At 50.6% G+C, this 16,727-nt stretch carries 15 protein-coding genes; 7 read left to right on the top strand and 8 right to left on the bottom strand.

Annotated features, from left to right (window positions below; translation table 11 throughout):
• Positions 1–215: 215 nt before the first annotated feature.
• The 3 genes from nagC to nagB are packed head-to-tail and all read right to left on the bottom strand — an operon-like array spanning position 216 to position 3,384.
• Positions 216–1,430 (bottom strand): DNA-binding transcriptional regulator NagC, encoded by a 1,215-nt coding sequence (gene nagC / locus C9J03_RS25195; protein ID WP_044622775.1) that lies wholly within the window; start codon positions 1,428–1,430, stop codon positions 216–218.
• A gap of 2 nt (positions 1,431–1,432) precedes the next feature.
• Positions 1,433–2,569 carry an N-acetylglucosamine-6-phosphate deacetylase gene (gene nagA / locus C9J03_RS25190; protein ID WP_044622776.1) on the bottom strand — a complete coding sequence of 379 codons (1,137 nt, stop codon included), beginning with the start codon at positions 2,567–2,569 and terminating at the stop codon, positions 1,433–1,435.
• A 14-nt stretch (positions 2,570–2,583) separates the two neighbouring features.
• Entirely contained in the window at positions 2,584–3,384 is an 801-nt protein-coding gene (nagB, locus tag C9J03_RS25185) for a glucosamine-6-phosphate deaminase (protein ID WP_044622777.1), read from the bottom strand.
• 256 nt (positions 3,385–3,640) lie between these two features.
• Between nagB and nagE the strand changes: the two genes are divergently transcribed.
• The 3 genes from nagE (at position 3,641) to glnS (ending at position 9,885) form a co-directional block, all read left to right on the top strand.
• Complete coding sequence (nagE, locus tag C9J03_RS25180) at positions 3,641–5,131, top strand: N-acetylglucosamine-specific PTS transporter subunit IIBC (RefSeq protein WP_044622778.1); 1,491 nt, start codon at positions 3,641–3,643, stop codon at positions 5,129–5,131.
• Between the two features lie 240 nt (positions 5,132–5,371).
• Positions 5,372–8,044 carry a beta-N-acetylhexosaminidase gene (locus tag C9J03_RS25175; RefSeq protein ID WP_420813028.1) on the top strand — a complete coding sequence of 891 codons (2,673 nt, stop codon included), beginning with the start codon at positions 5,372–5,374 and terminating at the stop codon, positions 8,042–8,044.
• 176 nt (positions 8,045–8,220) lie between these two features.
• A complete protein-coding gene (gene glnS / locus C9J03_RS25170) occupies positions 8,221–9,885 on the top strand; it encodes a glutamine--tRNA ligase (RefSeq protein ID WP_044622780.1) in 1,665 nt (554 codons plus the stop codon).
• A gap of 131 nt (positions 9,886–10,016) precedes the next feature.
• Here glnS and fur read toward each other — a convergent pair whose 3' ends face one another.
• The gene (gene fur / locus C9J03_RS25165) at positions 10,017–10,463 is read right to left on the bottom strand and encodes a ferric iron uptake transcriptional regulator (protein WP_039462908.1); all 447 of its coding nucleotides are present in this window, start codon (positions 10,461–10,463) and stop codon (positions 10,017–10,019) included.
• A gap of 208 nt (positions 10,464–10,671) precedes the next feature.
• On the opposite strand from fur, the gene C9J03_RS25160 reads away from it, so the two are divergent.
• Positions 10,672–11,190 (top strand): DUF4442 domain-containing protein, encoded by a 519-nt coding sequence (locus C9J03_RS25160; protein WP_044622781.1) that lies wholly within the window; start codon positions 10,672–10,674, stop codon positions 11,188–11,190.
• Positions 11,191–11,254: 64 nt separating this feature from the next.
• On the opposite strand, the gene fldA is transcribed toward C9J03_RS25160, so the two are convergent.
• From fldA to C9J03_RS25145, 3 genes are all read right to left on the bottom strand, one after another.
• Positions 11,255–11,782, bottom strand: a complete 528-nt coding sequence (gene fldA, locus C9J03_RS25155) for a flavodoxin FldA (protein WP_039462903.1) — start codon at positions 11,780–11,782, stop codon at positions 11,255–11,257.
• A gap of 153 nt (positions 11,783–11,935) precedes the next feature.
• Complete coding sequence (locus C9J03_RS25150) at positions 11,936–12,157, bottom strand: DUF2788 domain-containing protein (RefSeq protein ID WP_039462901.1); 222 nt, start codon at positions 12,155–12,157, stop codon at positions 11,936–11,938.
• 71 nt (positions 12,158–12,228) lie between these two features.
• A complete protein-coding gene (locus C9J03_RS25145; RefSeq protein ID WP_044622782.1) occupies positions 12,229–13,002 on the bottom strand; it encodes an alpha/beta fold hydrolase in 774 nt (257 codons plus the stop codon).
• A 102-nt stretch (positions 13,003–13,104) separates the two neighbouring features.
• Here C9J03_RS25145 and seqA point away from each other — a divergent pair, with 102 nt between their 5' ends.
• Positions 13,105–13,656, top strand: a complete 552-nt coding sequence (gene seqA / locus C9J03_RS25140; protein ID WP_039462939.1) for a replication initiation negative regulator SeqA — start codon at positions 13,105–13,107, stop codon at positions 13,654–13,656.
• A gap of 38 nt (positions 13,657–13,694) precedes the next feature.
• The gene (gene pgm, locus C9J03_RS25135) at positions 13,695–15,341 is read left to right on the top strand and encodes a phosphoglucomutase (alpha-D-glucose-1,6-bisphosphate-dependent) (protein WP_044622783.1); all 1,647 of its coding nucleotides are present in this window, start codon (positions 13,695–13,697) and stop codon (positions 15,339–15,341) included.
• Between the two features lie 50 nt (positions 15,342–15,391).
• Here the strand turns inward: pgm and C9J03_RS25130 are convergent, their stop codons facing one another.
• Complete coding sequence (locus C9J03_RS25130) at positions 15,392–16,198, bottom strand: DUF1853 family protein (RefSeq protein ID WP_044622784.1); 807 nt, start codon at positions 16,196–16,198, stop codon at positions 15,392–15,394.
• Positions 16,199–16,331: 133 nt separating this feature from the next.
• On the opposite strand from C9J03_RS25130, the gene C9J03_RS25125 reads away from it, so the two are divergent.
• Entirely contained in the window at positions 16,332–16,538 is a 207-nt protein-coding gene (locus C9J03_RS25125) for a DUF2517 family protein (protein WP_044622785.1), read from the top strand.
• Positions 16,539–16,727: the final 189 nt, after the last annotated feature.

Genomic DNA, 16,727 nt, shown 5'->3' with positions numbered 1-16,727 from the left:
CTGACGTTCCTTACGGGTTCTTGGCCAGGCCCAAAGTAGATTTATTAGAGGTGTGGACTGGCTGCTTGCTGTGGCGTGCTGCAAGGTACAGGCCCTGCGAGTACGACTCAATGATTGATGGCGGAATATAACACAAAGGGCAGTCTCCTGTCTGGAGGCTGCCCTTAATATTTTGTAACAGGATGAATAACTTAGACAGCTATTCTGTGTGTTTCTTACTCTTCCAACAAGCGCTGCAGCAAGACACCGTTGAGCATCGCGCGCTTGATCATGGAGAACGCGCCAATCGTTGGCTGGGTATACAGCTCAGACTCGACAATTGGCAGGTCTTTGTTGAAGGTTGACAGCGACTGGGTCTCTACGCAGCGGCGAATCGCCGGGAAAACGACGTCTTTGGCTTGGGTTATATTACCCGCGACAATGATTTTCTGGGGATTAAACAAGTTAATCGTCATTGCCAAGGCCTTGCCAAGCTGGTTGCCGACTTTGATCAGGGCCTGGCTCGCCAATTCATCTCCCTTGTTTGCCGCATCGCAGATAGCCGGCATGGTAACTTCTTCCAGCTCCTGCAACGAGCTTGGGTAACCTTGCGTGAGTAGGCTCTTGACGTGGCGGATAATCGCCGGATCGGCTGCAACGGTTTCGAGGCAGCCAAAGTTACCGCACTGGCACTTGTCGCCGAGCGGGTCGATCTGGATGTGGCCAATTTCACCGACATTGCGGTTATAGCCTAGAAAAACCTGGCCATTGACGATGATCCCAGCCCCGGTTCCGTGATGGACACTGACAAGGATTGAATCCTTGCAGTCTTTACTTGCCCCGAAGTAGTGTTCGGCCAACGCCAAGCCGCGGATATCGTTGCCGACAAAGCAGGCAACGCCGTATTTGTCGGTAATGATTTCTGACAGCGGGAGATTGTCGACTTCGATGTGCGGCATGTACTCGACAACGCCGCTTTCCGGATCGATAAGACCTGGCAGGGTGATCCCGAAGGCGACCAGCTCACGCAGCACATTTTGGTTGTCGGCAATGAACTTGCGGATATGTTCGAGCAAGCCATCGATGAGCTCTTGCTGACTGGTGTAATGGAAAGGATGCGCGGTACCGACAATGTATTTACCGCTGAGATCGTAAATGGTTTGCTCGATGTAGTTTCGCCCAAGTCGAATGGCGATCGAGTGGAAAGGGGCTGACTCAGTAGTCAGCGAAATTGCACGCCGGCCTCCAGTGGAAGCCTGCTGCGCGACCTCTTTGATCAGGCCGCGCTCCAGCAGTTGGCGGGTGATTTTAGTAACACTTGCAGGTGCAAGCTGACTGACATCAGCTACCTGGATTCGCGATATAGGGCCTTGCAAGTCGATGAGCCGGTAAACAGCTGCACTATTTAGCTGCTTTACCAGATCAACATTACCAATTTGTCCGCCTGTCATAGTTAATTCTGCTCGTATTCACCGTTAACAACAGTCGCCCGAACCTTGTAGTCACGATCAAAAATAGCCAGGTTTGCTACCATGCCTTTTTTGATGGCTCCCAATTTCTGATCAACGCCAATCGCGCGAGCAGGATAGAGGGTTGCCATGCGAATCGCTTCGTCCAGGGCGATACCTGCATGCTCGACACTGTTCTGAACTGCTTCGATCATGGTTAGTGCCGAACCGCCAAGTGTGCCATTTTCATCAACACACTTGCCATCACGGTAATATACTTTCTTGCCGACAAAAATAAAGTGATCAATGTCTGCTCCTGCAGGTGCAGTTGCATCGGTGACCAAAACAAGTTTGTCGCCCTTCATGCGGTGTGCCATGCGAATGTTGGCATAATCGACGTGGAAACCGTCTGCAATCACCCCGGTATACACCTCTGGCGTGTCGTAGATAGCCCCGACCATCCCCGGCTCACGGCCAGCAATCGGCGTCATGGCATTGAACAGGTGGGTGGCGAAGGTGATGCCTGACGCAAAGCCTTTGCGAGCTTCTACGTAAGTCGCATTGGTGTGGCCGGCCGATACCACGATACCAGCTTCGACCAGTTGCTCGATATGGCTATGATCATTTTGTTCCGGCGCCAAGGTTACCTTGGTGACCACATCGGCGTTTTCGCAGATGGTGTTGATCATCTCGTTATCTGAGCGACGGATATGGTCAACCGAATGGATACCTTTTTTCATCACATTGAGGTATGGCCCTTCCAAGTGCAAGCCCAGTGAATGGTTCTGGTATTTGCTTTGGTATTCTCGCTCGGCAGCAATAGCGGCTTTCATGTCTTCGTCAGAAGAGGTGATAAGCGTCGGAAGGAAGCTGGTGCAGCCTGATTTCAGGTTGGCACGGTGCATGGTGTGGATGGTGTCGGCATTGACTTCGTCGTTGAGCATGACGCCGCCACAACCATTGAGTTGAAGGTCGATGAAGCCTGGGGTGAGATTGGCACCATCGAGATCACGGACTTCGATATCCGTTGGAAGTTCTGAGACTGGGCAGACCGCGTGAATGTTCACGCCGTCAATAATGACGGCGTGGTTATTCAGCACATCGCTACCGGTGAAGATACGGCAATTGGTTAGCGCGTACATGAATAACTCCTTTATTACAGGTGCTTGATGTTTTCAGCTTCTAGCTCTTGGAAGTACTTAACCGTCTTCACTTTCAGCTCTTGGGTTGATGGTTCATCACAAACAATCAGTGACTTAGGATGAAGCTGAAGCGCTGATACTGTCCATAGGTGATTCACAGAACCTTCAACGGCGGCCTGCAGGGCAAGCGCTTTGTTGTGGCCCGTTACTAGGATCATGATTTCCGCGGAATCTAGCAGCGTACCTACACCAATAGTTAGCGCGTATTTAGGTACCTGGTTGATATCACCATCGAAGAAACGGGAGTTCGCGATGCGGGTATCTTCCGTCAGGGTTTTGATGCGGGTACGAGACGCTAGTGAAGATGCCGGCTCGTTGAATGCGATGTGGCCGTCGTTGCCCACGCCACCCATGAACAGGTTGATTTTGCCGTAAGACTTGATTTTGTCTTCGTAACGCTGGCATTCCGCTTCGTGATCTTCCGTATTGCCGTTCAGCAAGTTGATATTTTCTTCTTGAATATCAATGTGATTGAAGAAGTTGTTGTACATGAAGCTACGGTATGACTCTGGGTGGTCAGCCGGAATACCAATGTATTCGTCCATGTTGAAGGTGACGACATGCTTGAAACTTACTTCACCGGCTTGATAAAGCTCGATAAGGCGCTTGTAAGTTGCTAGCGGGGTGCCACCAGTTGGTAGGCCCAGGACAAAAGGACGTTCCGCTGTTGGCTTAAATTTGTTAATACGATCAGCAATATAGCGAGCAGACCACAAACCTACATCTTTAGCTTCATTCAGTGGGATTAGTCTCACAGTGACACCTCATTCCATATATAAATTACAATTTAATCATAGCGTGTTATCGCATTTGTTTTGCATGATAAAATAAGTTTTATGATCGAGCTAGCAAAATCGCCCGTTAATTACCCTTACTGGTGACTGAGATCACAAATGATGACGTTTTAATTTGCGGGGCGAAATAAAATTCTTAAACTGCAAGTAACTTAATCGGGTAACTAAAATAAGTTATCCAACATCGAATCTAAGAAAACCATAGGGGGAACTAAGGGTGAATATTCTTGGATATTTTCAAAAAGTAGGTAAAGCGTTGATGGTGCCAGTTGCCACGCTGCCTGCAGCTGCAATTCTAATGGGTATTGGTTACTGGATTGATCCGAACGGCTGGGGTGCCAACAGTGCACTGGCTGCCTTCTTGATCAAAGCGGGCTCCGCAATCATCGATAACATGTCTGTACTGTTTGCTATCGGTGTTGCTTACGGTATGTCCAAAGACAAGGACGGTGCGGCGGCACTATCCGGTTTCGTTGGTTTCCTTGTTGTGACCACGCTACTTGCTCCAGGAACAGTAGCAAACATCCAAGGTATCGACGCAAGTGCAGTACCTGCGGCTTTTGGTAAGATCAATAACCAGTTTGTTGGTATCCTAGTGGGTATCGTTGCTGCCGAGATCTACAACCGTTTCTCGCATGTTGAGCTGCATAAAGCTTTGGCATTCTTCTCGGGTAAGCGCCTGGTTCCAATCTTGATGTCGATTGCCGGTATCTTTATTGCCTTTGTACTGATGTTCATCTGGCCTGCGGTATACAACTCGCTAGTAAGCTTTGGTGAAGGTATCCAGGGGCTTGGTGAGTTCGGTGCTGGTATCTACGCCTTCTTCAACCGTCTATTGATCCCTGTGGGTCTACACCACGCACTGAACTCGGTATTCTGGTTCGACGTAGCGGGTATCAACGACCTTCCTAACTTCCTTGGTGGTCAGGGCTCTATTGATGCAGGTGTTGCTGTTCCGGGTGTTACGGGTATCTACATGGGTGGTTTCTTCCCAATCATGATGTTCGGTCTACCAGGTGCAGCGTTGGCGATGTACCACACAGCTAAGCCGGAGAACAAAGAGAAAGTTGCTTCAATCATGATTGCTGCTGGTTTCGCTTCTTTCTTCACCGGTGTGACTGAGCCACTAGAATTTGCATTCATGTTCCTAGCACCAGGCCTATATGTACTGCACGCACTACTAACAGGTATCTCTGTGTACATCGCAGCGTCAATGCAGTGGATTTCAGGCTTCGGCTTCTCTGCAGGTCTGGTAGATATGGTGCTTCAGAGCCGTAACCCGCTAGCAACTAACTGGTATATGCTGGTTGTTCAAGGTCTGGTATTCTTCGGCCTATACTACGCAATCTTCCGTACGGTTATTATCAAGTTCAACCTGAAGACTCCTGGTCGTGAAGACGAAGATGAAACAGCTTCTGATGCCACTGGTTCTCAGGAAACGGGTGAACTTGCTAAGCAATACATCGTTGCGCTAGGTGGTGTATCTAACCTAGAAAACATCGATGCATGTATCACTCGTCTACGTCTAACTCTGAAAGACAGCAGCCTTGCTGATGAGAAAACGTTGAAAGCACTAGGCGCAATGGGTGTGGTTAAGCTTGGTTCGAACAACCTACAGGTTATCCTAGGCCCACTAGCTGAAATCGTTGCTGGCGAGATGAAAAAAGTATCGCCAAACGAAGACCTATCAGCGGTAAAACTTCCTTAATGACTTAGCCCTAAGTCATAGCTAACGACCCTATCGGCCTCCATTCGGAGGCCGATATTGATTCAGACTCAGCAATCACCTGTTACCTCGCACTGTATTAACCAAGATTTCCTTGCAGGCTCGTGCCTTTTTTAGCAAGGACGATACGTGGTGCCTGCGGTTTCAGATCATTGTTATGTTTGTTTGCCCAGAGGGGTACCAATGGTTGGTACTGCCCTGGTGATCGGGAAGGAGTTACTCGTGAGAACATTCAATTTAAGTCTACTTGCTTCTGTAGTCGCCTTGGCGACAGCAGGTTGTGCGCCTCAATCAACAGCGACTTCGGAACAGCAACTGGTCGATATGCTAGCTGAGAATTTGGGGGTCAACTACCAGGTTGTGACCAACCACGGTGCCAACGAGGGGCTTAACTGTCGCAAGCTGGCCGCAGAGTGGGCGTCATGTGATTTGATCAACCTGACACTGACTAATAACGGCCCGGCGCTGACCAATACTGATTGGAAAATTTACTTCCACAGTATCCGCATGATTCTGGATGTTCAGAACGAACAGTTCAAAGTAACGCATATCACCGGCGATCTGCATACGTTAGAGCCAACGGACAAGTTCCAGGGCTTCGCGGCAGGTGAGAGCGTGGTGATCCCGTATATCGGTGAATACTGGACGTTGTTCGAAAATGACTATATGCCGCGCGCCTATGTGGTAGCAGGTGACTCTGAACCGCGTACGCTGGCCAGCATGGATCACGATGATCCGGCCGCTTACCTCTCGCCAATCGATGGCGAGAACTGGAAGCGCGTACCGACCGACAGCAATATCCTGGCGACGGCGCAATCCCGCTTTGACAAGAACAGCGATGTGGCGCTGATTGCCGAGGAAGAGCTGGCGGGGACTATCATCCCGACCCCGCTGGAAACGCGCCTGACCGGCAGCGCGGTGTCACTTGCTAACGGGATCCGGATTGATAACCAGGCAATGCCAACCCCAATGCTGGAAGCAGCAATTGAGCGCATGGCAACCTTGGGAGTGAACAGCCAGGGCCAGTATCCGGTTAAGCTGGTGTTAGACCCGCAGAGTTTTGACCTGGCCAATAAGATCTCTGGTGCCTACCAGCTCGAAATCAACAATGGCCAAACGGTCATTACCGGTTATGACTATCAAGGTGCATTCTATGGCTTGCAGTCACTGATGTCGCTGATGGGAACCGGTACCGAGCAGATAATTCCAACCTTGGAAGTCACGGATGCGCCTCGCTTTGACTACCGTGGGGTGATGGTCGATGTCGGCCGTAACTTCCACTCGAAAAAGGCGATATTGCGTACGCTTGACCAGATGGCGGCGTACAAGCTGAACAAGTTCCATTTCCACCTGACAGACGATGAAGGCTGGCGTATCGAGATCCCGGGCTTGCCTGAGCTAACGGACATCGGTGGCCAGCGCTGCCATGACTTGTCAGAAACCTCTTGTCTGTTGCCGCAGCTGGGCTCGGGACCGGATAGCAATAACTTCGGTTCGGGTTTCTATAGCAAGCAGGACTATCTTGAGATCTTGGAATATGCCAAAGCGCGCGGTATTGAGGTGATCCCGGAAATTGATATGCCGGCCCACTCACGCGCAGCGGTTGTTGCGATGGAAGCGCGCTACCAGCGCCTGGCGGCAGAGGGCAATTTGGCGGCGGCTAACCAGTACCGTCTGATGGATCCGCAAGATACCTCCAATGTCACCACGGTGCAGTTCTACGACAAGCGCAGCTTCATCAACCCATGTATGGATTCTTCGCTGAACTTTGTCGACAAGGTGATCACTGAAATGGCGGCGATGCACCAGCAAGCGGGCATGCCGTTGAACACTTGGCATTTCGGCGGTGACGAAGCCAAGAACATCAAACTAGGAGCCGGTTTCCAGGATATCAATGCGACCGACAAGGTCGAGTGGAAAGGCGATTTGGACTTGTCAAAGCAAGACCAGCCGTTTGCCAAATCGCCAATGTGCCAGCAGGCCATTGCCGATGGTGTGGTGTCGGATTACGCGCACCTGCCAAGCTATTTTGCCGAGAAGGTCAGCAAGGTGGTGGCAGGGAAGGGCATTGCGAACTTCCAGGCCTGGCAGGATGGCCTGAAGTATTCTGAGGACGCCAATGCGTTTGCCACCGATAATGTCCGAGTCAACTTCTGGGATGTACTTTACTGGGGCGGCGGTGCTTCGGCTTACGACTGGGCTGCGAAGGGCTATGATCTGATTGTTTCGAACCCGGATTATGTCTACATGGATATGCCTTACGAAGTGGATCCGCAAGAGCGGGGCTACTACTGGGCAACCCGGGCAACTGATACCCGCAAGATGTTCGGCTTTGCGCCGGAAAACTTGCCGCAGAATGCCGAAACCTCGGTGGATCGCGACGGTAATGGCTTTGCCAGCAAGGGGACAGCCAAGTTTGATGGCTTCCATGGCATGTCTGCCCAGCTATGGAGTGAAACAGTTCGCACCGACGAGCAGTATGAATACATGGTTTTCCCACGGCTGCTGGCGGCGGCAGAGCGTGCTTGGCACCGGGCCAGCTGGGAGCGTGACTACCAGCCGGGTGTGGAGTACAGTCAGGCGACTCAGTATGTCGACAAGGTCTCACGGCATCGCGATTGGGCACGTTTTGCCAACCTGCTGGGGCAGCGCGAGCTTGCCAAGCTTGATGCGGCAGGGATCCAGTACCGGGTACCGGTACCGGGAGCCAAGGTCGAGGCGGGTGTGCTGCATATGAACGTCAGCATGCCGGGCCTGGTACTGCAGTATTCGACCGATTCGGGCGCGACGTGGCAGGCCTATGATGCCAATCGTAAGCCGGCCGTGGCTGGTGCTGTCGAGGTCCGTGCGATCAGCGCTGACGGCCAGCGTTTTAGCCGCTCTGTAACACTGTAGTGAATATTGGCGGGGGAGCCCCCGCCTGTTTCGGCCGATTTTCTCTGATACCCCGCGCGATTGCGGGGTTTTTTTATTCATATCGACAAACAATGTACACTATTTGTTGAGTCGGCCCCTATATTTATGGATCATAGGGGACTTAAAAAATCCTGTAAGCACACGAGGTGTAATTGATGAGTGAATCTGAAGCTCGTCCAACTAACTTTATCCGCCAGATCATTGATGCGGATTTAGCAAGTGGCAAACATACAAGCGTACATACCCGATTCCCGCCGGAGCCTAATGGCTACCTGCACATCGGCCATGCGAAATCTATTTGTTTGAACTTCGGTATTGCTCAGGACTACCAGGGCCAATGTAATCTTCGCTTCGATGATACTAACCCTGAGAAAGAAGACATCGAATACGTTGAGTCTATTAAGAACGATGTTAACTGGTTGGGCTTTGAGTGGAGCGGTGAGATTTGTTACTCGTCGAACTACTTCGATAAGCTATACGGGTTTGCTATTGAATTGATTAATAAAGGCTTAGCGTATGTTGATGAGCTAAGTCCAGAGCAGATGCGCGAATACCGTGGCACCCTTACCGAAGCCGGTAAGCACAGCCCATACCGTGATCGCAGCGTAGAAGAAAACCTTGAGCTGTTCGAAAAAATGAAGAACGGCGAGGTGGAAGAAGGCAAGATGTGTCTTCGTGCTAAAATCGATATGTCTTCACCATTTATGGTGATGCGTGATCCGGTCATCTACCGTGTCCGTTTTGCGACTCACCACCAGACCGGTGACAAGTGGTGCATCTACCCGATGTACGATTTCACCCACTGTATTTCCGATGCGCTGGAGGGCATTACGCACTCTATCTGTACGTTGGAGTTCATGGACAACCGCCGTCTGTACGACTGGGTACTGGATAACATCACGATTGATTGCCAGCCGCGCCAGTACGAGTTCAGCCGCCTGAACCTGGAATACACGGTGATGTCCAAGCGCAAGCTTAACCAGCTGGTGACCGAGAACTTGGTTAACGGTTGGGATGACCCACGTATGCCGACTATCTCTGGCCTACGTCGCCGTGGCTTCACGCCGGCATCAATCCGTGAGTTCTGTAAGCGTATCGGTGTCACCAAGCAAGACAACACCATCGAGATGAGCTCGCTGGAATCTTGCATTCGTGATGATCTGAACGAGAACGCACCACGAGCGATGGCTGTGCTGGATCCGGTCAAGGTTGTGATCGAAAACTTCGATGGCGATGCTGAAATGCTGGACGTGGCAAACCACCCGAACAAGCCAGAGATGGGCAGCCGCCAAGTACCGTTCACCCGTGAACTGTACATCGAGTGCGAGGACTTCCGCGAAGAAGCGAACAAGAAGTACAAGCGTCTGGTACTGGGTAAAGAAGTCCGTTTGCGTGGCGCATACGTGATCAAGGCTGAACGTATCGAGAAAGACGAAGACGGTAATATTACGACTATCTTCTGTACTTACGATAACGAAACCCTAGGCAAGAACCCTGCCGATGGCCGCAAGGTAAAAGGCGTGATCCACTGGGTATCTGCCGAGCAGGGTGTTCCGGCTGAAATCCGTTTGTACGACCGTCTATTCACGGTGCCAAACCCTGGCGCAGCCGATGATTTCGTTTCTGTTATTAACCCTGAATCACTGACTGTGATGAATGGGGTTGTTGAGCCTTCATTGGTTAACGCCGAAGCGGAGAAAGCGTTCCAGTTTGAGCGTATGGGTTACTTTTGTGCGGACAGCAAAGACTCCTCGAAAGAGAAGCTGGTCTTTAACCGCACCGTTGGTCTGCGCGATACTTGGGCAAAAATTGGCGACTAAGCCGGTATTAGCCCGATATGAAAAAACCAGCCTGCGGGCTGGTTTTTTTATGTTGTCCAACAAGAACAGATAGGCTGATTGAGTGGCCAAGTGTTGAGCTCCTGGCCTTATTGTTTTTTACTTGGGCCTAATTATTTTTTGTCGTGCAAGGTGTCGTCTTCTTGGCAGTTGCCTTCCATACAGTGACCATATAGGTACAGGCTGTGGTTGGTTAGGCGAACGTTGAAGCTAGAAGCGATTTCTTTTTGACGTTCTTCGATAATTTCGTCAGAGAACTCAATAACTTTGCCACAGTCAAGGCAAACCAAGTGATCATGGTGATGCTGTGTCGCGAGTTCGAACACAGACTTACCACCTTCAAAATGGTGGCGCGTTACAATGCCGGCATCGTCGAATTGGTTCAAAACGCGGTATACCGTCGCCAAGCCAATTTCTTCACCGATATCGATCAGCTTCTTGTACAAATCTTCAGCACTGATATGCTGGCAATCCGGCTGTTGTAGCACTTCCAGAATCTTAAGGCGTGGAAGGGTTACTTTCAGGCCAGCTTGTTTTAGTGCGTGATTGTTATCTGACATTGGAGTTTCCTATTGGCTACCCGCACCCTCATGATACGGTAGTCTTTCTCTTCTTACCTCATTATAAGTGACCACAAGGTAACAATAAACCTTAAAACGGGTCAATCTTGCTGATATCTAACTTTTCTTTTTGTTGCCTGGATGTTGTCAAAATGTACGGTGGCGAGTTAGGATTGACTCATCGTACCTGCCATGAGGGAATATTGCCGTGTATCGATTCTTCCGGCCGCCAATCGTCAAGTTTGCCCTGAATATGTGGCCTCCTTTTTGGGGGGCGGGAATACGTATTGTCCGTATTTCTGAGGATTTTCGCCAAGTGAGGATCCAGCTAAAGTTAAAATGGTGGAATAAAAATGCTAATCGTACTCAATACGGAGGGAGCATTTTTTCGCTGACCGATCCGGTGTATGCATTGATGCTGATAGGGATCCTCGGAAAAGAATATTTTATCTGGGATAAGCAGGCCGAAATTCACTATCTCAAGCCCGGCAATACGGATCTGTTTGCCGACTTTTTGATCAGCGAAGATCAGCTCGGACAGATCATGGCTGCGACGGCTTGTGGGGACAAATACTTCCCTGAGTTTGTGGTACAGGTGAAAAATACCCAAGGGGAAGTGGTGTCACAGGTGAAGCGGGTATTGTATGTCCGTAAAAAGCCACAGTATCGTGCAACTTGCGAGGATGGTGACAAGGATACGCTTGAGGGCGCGCGGGCGATAACCTAACTAATAATAAATAAAAAATGCCGGGCATAAAGCCCGGCATGTCGGTTTCTCACTGTTGGGATGATCAGTCATCTAGCTCGGCTAGGCACATTTCATCATACACCTGGTTAACCCACTTCTGAACTCGCTCTTCTGTCAGTTCAGGCTGGCGGTCTTCGTCGACACACAGGCCAACAAAGTGATTGTCATCGACTAGGGCTTTTGACGCTTCGAATTCAAAGCCTTCGGTAGAGAAGTGGCCAACGATTGTCGCGCCACGGCCTTCGACGATTTCACGTACCGTGCCCATTGCGTCACAGAAATACTCAGCGTAGTCTTCCTGATCACCACAACCAAAGATAGCAACCAGTTTGGTGGAGAAGTCGATTTGCTCCAGCTCAGGGAAGAAGTCATCCCAGTCACACTGTGCTTCACCGTAGTACCAAGTTGGGATACCTAGCAACAGTAGGTCAAAGTTATCGATATCTTCTTTGCTACATTTCGCGATATCTTTGACTTCAACTAGCTTTTTGCCCAGTTGTTTCTGGATCATTTTAGCGACCGCTTCTGTGTTACCAGTGTCGCTACCAAAGAAGAGTCCTACACTTGCCATAGTAGAAATTACCCGTTATTAATGTTGACCGTTAGCCTACTTGCCAACGATAGAAATAGCCTTGTCAGGAGTATACCCTGACGGTCGGTGATCGCGGAAGGTAAAGTCAGCTTACGGCTGCTTTTGGCAATCACAAACAGTATTCGTTCAGTTTTAGCCGATGCCTGCGCCTTCCCAGCTGATTTGGATTAGGCCTTTGGTGATAAATCCGGCACATCCAAGGAAAAGTACCAGCCAGACGATTTTTCGGCCGAAAGGTGGAACATCACCTTGTTTTAGCACATCTTTGATGGCCATGCCGATAAAGAAAAATATCGCGGCAAAGAGCAAATCCAGCCCAATAGATTCAAGCAAATCCATATGCTCGTACAACATTAGTGTCTCCTTTCCACATTATCGTCATTTTTGAGCTAGACGCGCACTATACCATAGACGAGGCCTGCCTGTTAACGCTCAGCAGCTAGCAGGAAGTTCAAAATGATGCGATTGACCGTTTCAGGTTTTTCTGCATGCAACCAATGCCCAGTATTGGCGACCAGATGGGCCTTGGCATTGGGGAACTGCTGCCCGATCGCACTGCGGTGCTCGGGCAGGATATATTCTGAGTTCTGGCCTTTGATGAACAAGGTTTTGCCGGTAAACGGGGAGATATCCTGCCAGCCCATGATGGTATCGTAATTGGCGATCAGCCCTTCGACATTAAAGCGCCAGTCGAATTGCCCGTTGTCTTGCTTGGCGAAAGATTTTAGCAGGAACTGGCGTACGCCGGGCTCGAGCACGTGTTTGGCCAGCAGTGGCTCGGCGTCGCTGCGCTTGCTGACGGTGTGGCGGGAGACTTCGCGCAGGCCGTTGAAGACATTCTGGTGGCGGTGGACATGATAATGGACCGGGGCCATATCCAATACCAGTAGGTGGTTGATACGGGCAGCGGCGAGCTCGGTTGCTGCCATTGCCACCTTGCCGCCCATAGAATGACCAATTAGCGAGAAGCGTTCGATGTCGAGCTGGTCGACAACCGCAAGGACATCTTGCGCCATTTCGCGATAGGTAAAGTGAGCACTGTGCGGGGAGCGGCCATGGTTGCGCAGATCGACGCTGATCACTTTATATTTATCTTTCAATGATCTGGCCATCAGGCCAAGGTTGTCGGCACTGCCGAACAGGCCGTGGATCAAGACGATCGCATCGCCCTGGCCATCGACTTGGTAATGAAGATTCACTGACTATTTTCTCTTGTAGTTAACGCTTTACCGTAGAGTATAACCTCGGATCACGTTATAATCCCTCGGTGATTTTTAAACGGAACGATAATGAACACTACGATGAAGACTATTGAGGTAGACGAAGAGCTATATCGTTATATCGCGAGCCAGACCCAGCACATTGGTGAAAGTGCTTCGGACATCCTGCGCCGCTTGCTGATGATGCCTGATCAATCTGTAGCTACCTTGCAGCATGAGGTGGTGATGCCGGTACGTCCGAAAGGCGTAGTGGTGAGCAAAGATGCGGGCAACGTGGTCCCAAATACCGATCGCGTAAAAGAAATGCGCTCATTGTTGATTTCTGACGAGTTTGCTGCCCAGGAAAAAGCGATTGGCCGATTTATGCTGGTATTAACCTCGCTTTATCGTATTGATCCTCAAGGTTTCTCTGAAGCGGCTGCTATTAAGGGGCGTACCCGCATTTACTTCGCCGACACTGAAGAGAAACTGCTGGCTAGTGGCAAGACGACCAAGCCTAAGCAGATTCCGAATACGCCTTTCTGGGTGATCACGAACACGAATACTGATCGTAAACGCCAGATGGTTGAGCAGCTGATGGTCAAGATGAGCTTTGGCGCCGATATCATTGAAAAAGTTTGCGGTGAAATTTAACCGGCATATGCCAAATTAGTTTTTACAAGGATACGTTAATGGCTATTCATCCTCGTGCGGGGCAGCGCGCCCAGCAAGAAGATATGCACAATATTCCAGCGTTGGTGGCAAATTATTTCCTGATTGAGCCAAGTGCTCAAAACCCGCAGCAGAAGGTTGCTTTCGGCACCTCTGGTCACCGCGGAACCGCCGACAAAGGGACGTTTAACCAGCACCATATCTGGGCGATTGCCCAGGCCGTGGCTGAAGTTCGAGCTGCCAATGGCGTAACTGGCCCACTTTTCCTGGGTAAAGATACCCATGCCCTGTCGGAGCCGGCGTTCACTTCGACGCTTGAAGTCTTAGTGGCGAATGGTGTTCAGGTCGTGATCCAGCAGGATCGTGGCTATACCCCAACACCGGGTGTATCGCATGCAATTTTGTGCCACAACAAAGCGCATGATGCTAAGGCTGACGGCATTGTTATCACGCCGTCGCACAACCCACCGCAAGACGGCGGGATCAAGTACAACCCGGTCCACGGCGGCCCGGCGGAAGGTGCGCTCACTACTGCGATTGAAACTCGCGCTAATGAGATCATTGCTGCGGGTATGGCGGGCGTTAAGCGCGTTTCAATTGAAGAGGCTTTTGCGAGCGACTTAGTTGAAGAGCGTGAATTGGTTGCACCGTATGTTGACGATCTGGTTAATGTCATCGATATGGCAGCTATCCAGAAAGCCAACCTGAAAATTGGTGTCGATCCGCTGGGTGGTTCTGGTATCGAGTACTGGCGTCAGATCGCCGCCCATTACGGCCTGGATCTAACGCTGGTGGATGAGTCTATCGACCCGTCCTTCCGTTTTATGTCGCTGGACAAAGACGGTGTGGTTCGTATGGACTGCTCGTCGCCTTACGCGATGGCTGGCCTGCTGGCGCACAAAGACAAGTACGACTTGGCTTTCGGTAACGACCCAGATTACGACCGTCACGGTATCGTAACGCCTGCGGGTTTGATGAACCCGAACCACTTCCTAGCGGTATGTATTGATTACCTATATCGCCACCGTCCAGATTGGGCACAGCAAGTGGCAGTAGGTAAGACTCTGGTATCTAGCGCGCTGATTGACCGTGTTGTTGCTGATCTGGGCCGTGAACTGTGTGAAGTACCGGTTGGTTTCAAATGGTTTGTTGATGGTCTTTACAGCGGTGAGCTTGGCTTCGGCGGTGAAGAAAGTGCAGGCGCTTCTTTCCTCCGCATGGACGGTACGCCTTGGTCAACTGACAAAGACGGTATCCTGCTTTGCCTCGTGGCTGCTGAAATCACAGCAGTAACGGGTAAAAACCCACAGCAGTACTACGAAGAGCTGGCTGCTAAGCACGGTGCTTCTGAGTACAACCGCCTACAAGCAGTGGCTAACGGTGAGCAGAAAGCAGTACTTAGCAAGCTGTCTCCTGAGATGGTGGCAGCTGAAACGCTGGCTGGTGATGCGATCACTGCACGCTTGACCCATGCGCCGGGCAACGGTGCTGCGATCGGTGGCCTGAAAGTAACCACGGAAAACGGTTGGTTTGCTGCGCGTCCATCGGGCACAGAAGATATCTACAAGATCTACTGCGAGAGCTTCAAGGGTAAAGAGCATTTGGCCTTGATTGAGAAAGAAGCACAGGAAATTGTCAGCAAGGTATTTGCCGACGCTGGCCTGTAGCCTCTCGAGATTGATTGTGAAAACGCCCGCTTATAACAGCGGGCGTTTTTTTATGGCTTTTTCATCGAAGAATGAGGCCAGTGTTCGGGCATGACAAACCATACTTTGTCATCGGGAGCGATGGCCATCGTCGGGTTGCTGACCGTCGTGAGGGCTGGCTCTTCGGCAATTTGTCGATAGCGGGGTGGGGCAATCCACTCGGGCTTGGCGATAGACCTCAAGTTGAGCCTAGCGACTTGCTCTGAATAGCACCACAAGCCTTGGGCGGCCTCTTGAGCAAGTTGGATACCCGAACCGGAATAATCGCTAAAGGCGGGATAAAATAATCGCCCCTGCATAATAAGCCGCCGCTGACTTATCGGGCCAAATTGTGCTTGGTACTGGTCAATAAAGGCCGGATGATCAGACAGCATCAGCTGGTGGGTTAACATCTTGTTGGCTTTTGTATCCAGATCGTCACGGGCATTGGGACCAGGCCACCTTAGCTCAAACGCCAGGTAAAACTTGATCGCTACTTCCCAGTGTTCTACTTCCCCCGTACGCAAGTCTTTAACCAGGAAATCGACCGCGCCGAGCGTACGTTTGTCGACACTGAGCTGGATTTCTTCGGCAAGTAGCTCATAGCACGGATGGTGCACGATCAGTTGCTGCCATAGCCATTGATAAAAAAAGCCTAAACGGCGCCCACCTTGGTACTCGATGCCTTTTGGGGGAATGGCGTTACTGGCAAATTCATTCAGCCAGCGCTGGTTAGCAATGAACGGGTGGCCATTTAACAGAGGTGGGAGGGCAAGTATAGCGTTGAAGCTGTTATTAGCATGTTCACTAGGCGTAGTTTTATTGTAATGAATAGACATTTCGCTATAAGACCTTTCTTTTTATAATGATATTGACTATTAAACAGCCTTTTTTAGAGTGTTGACTCTAGGTTATTTCAATAGATTAGAACAATAAGACCAGTCTGTTGTTTTGCTTGGCCAAGGAGGCGTTATGTACACTCGCTACTCTCCATTGCGTATCTTCGTTCGCCGTGCGTTTGTTGTCACCGTTGGTATCGTGACCTTTCCCGTCATGATGTTCACCGCAATGGAAACACGCTCGCGGCTGTATAGCTATTTGCATCGGGTCTGGCTGAAAACCAGCACCAAACCGGTTTGGCTAATCCAGACGGAGCGAGCGGCCCAGCACCTCTATTAGGCGTCTCTTCTATTACCTTAATGACCTTACTCGATAAAGCTGCCGTTCGGCAGCTTTTTTTGTTGGTGCGCCGAGCATGGCGTTGTTCTAGGAGGTGAAAGTCCTCTACGGGCTCAGTCGAGCGAGAACCGTTAGCCTATGCAAGGGTGTCCACCGTGAGGTGGGATCTGAAGGAAGCAAACGGCAAAA

Source organism: Photobacterium gaetbulicola, assembly GCF_003025515.1.
GTDB classification, from domain to species: Bacteria; Pseudomonadota; Gammaproteobacteria; order Enterobacterales; family Vibrionaceae; genus Photobacterium; species Photobacterium gaetbulicola.
The sequence above is the reverse complement of the archived record's forward strand: the minus strand, read 5'-3'. Positions and strand labels throughout refer to the sequence as shown.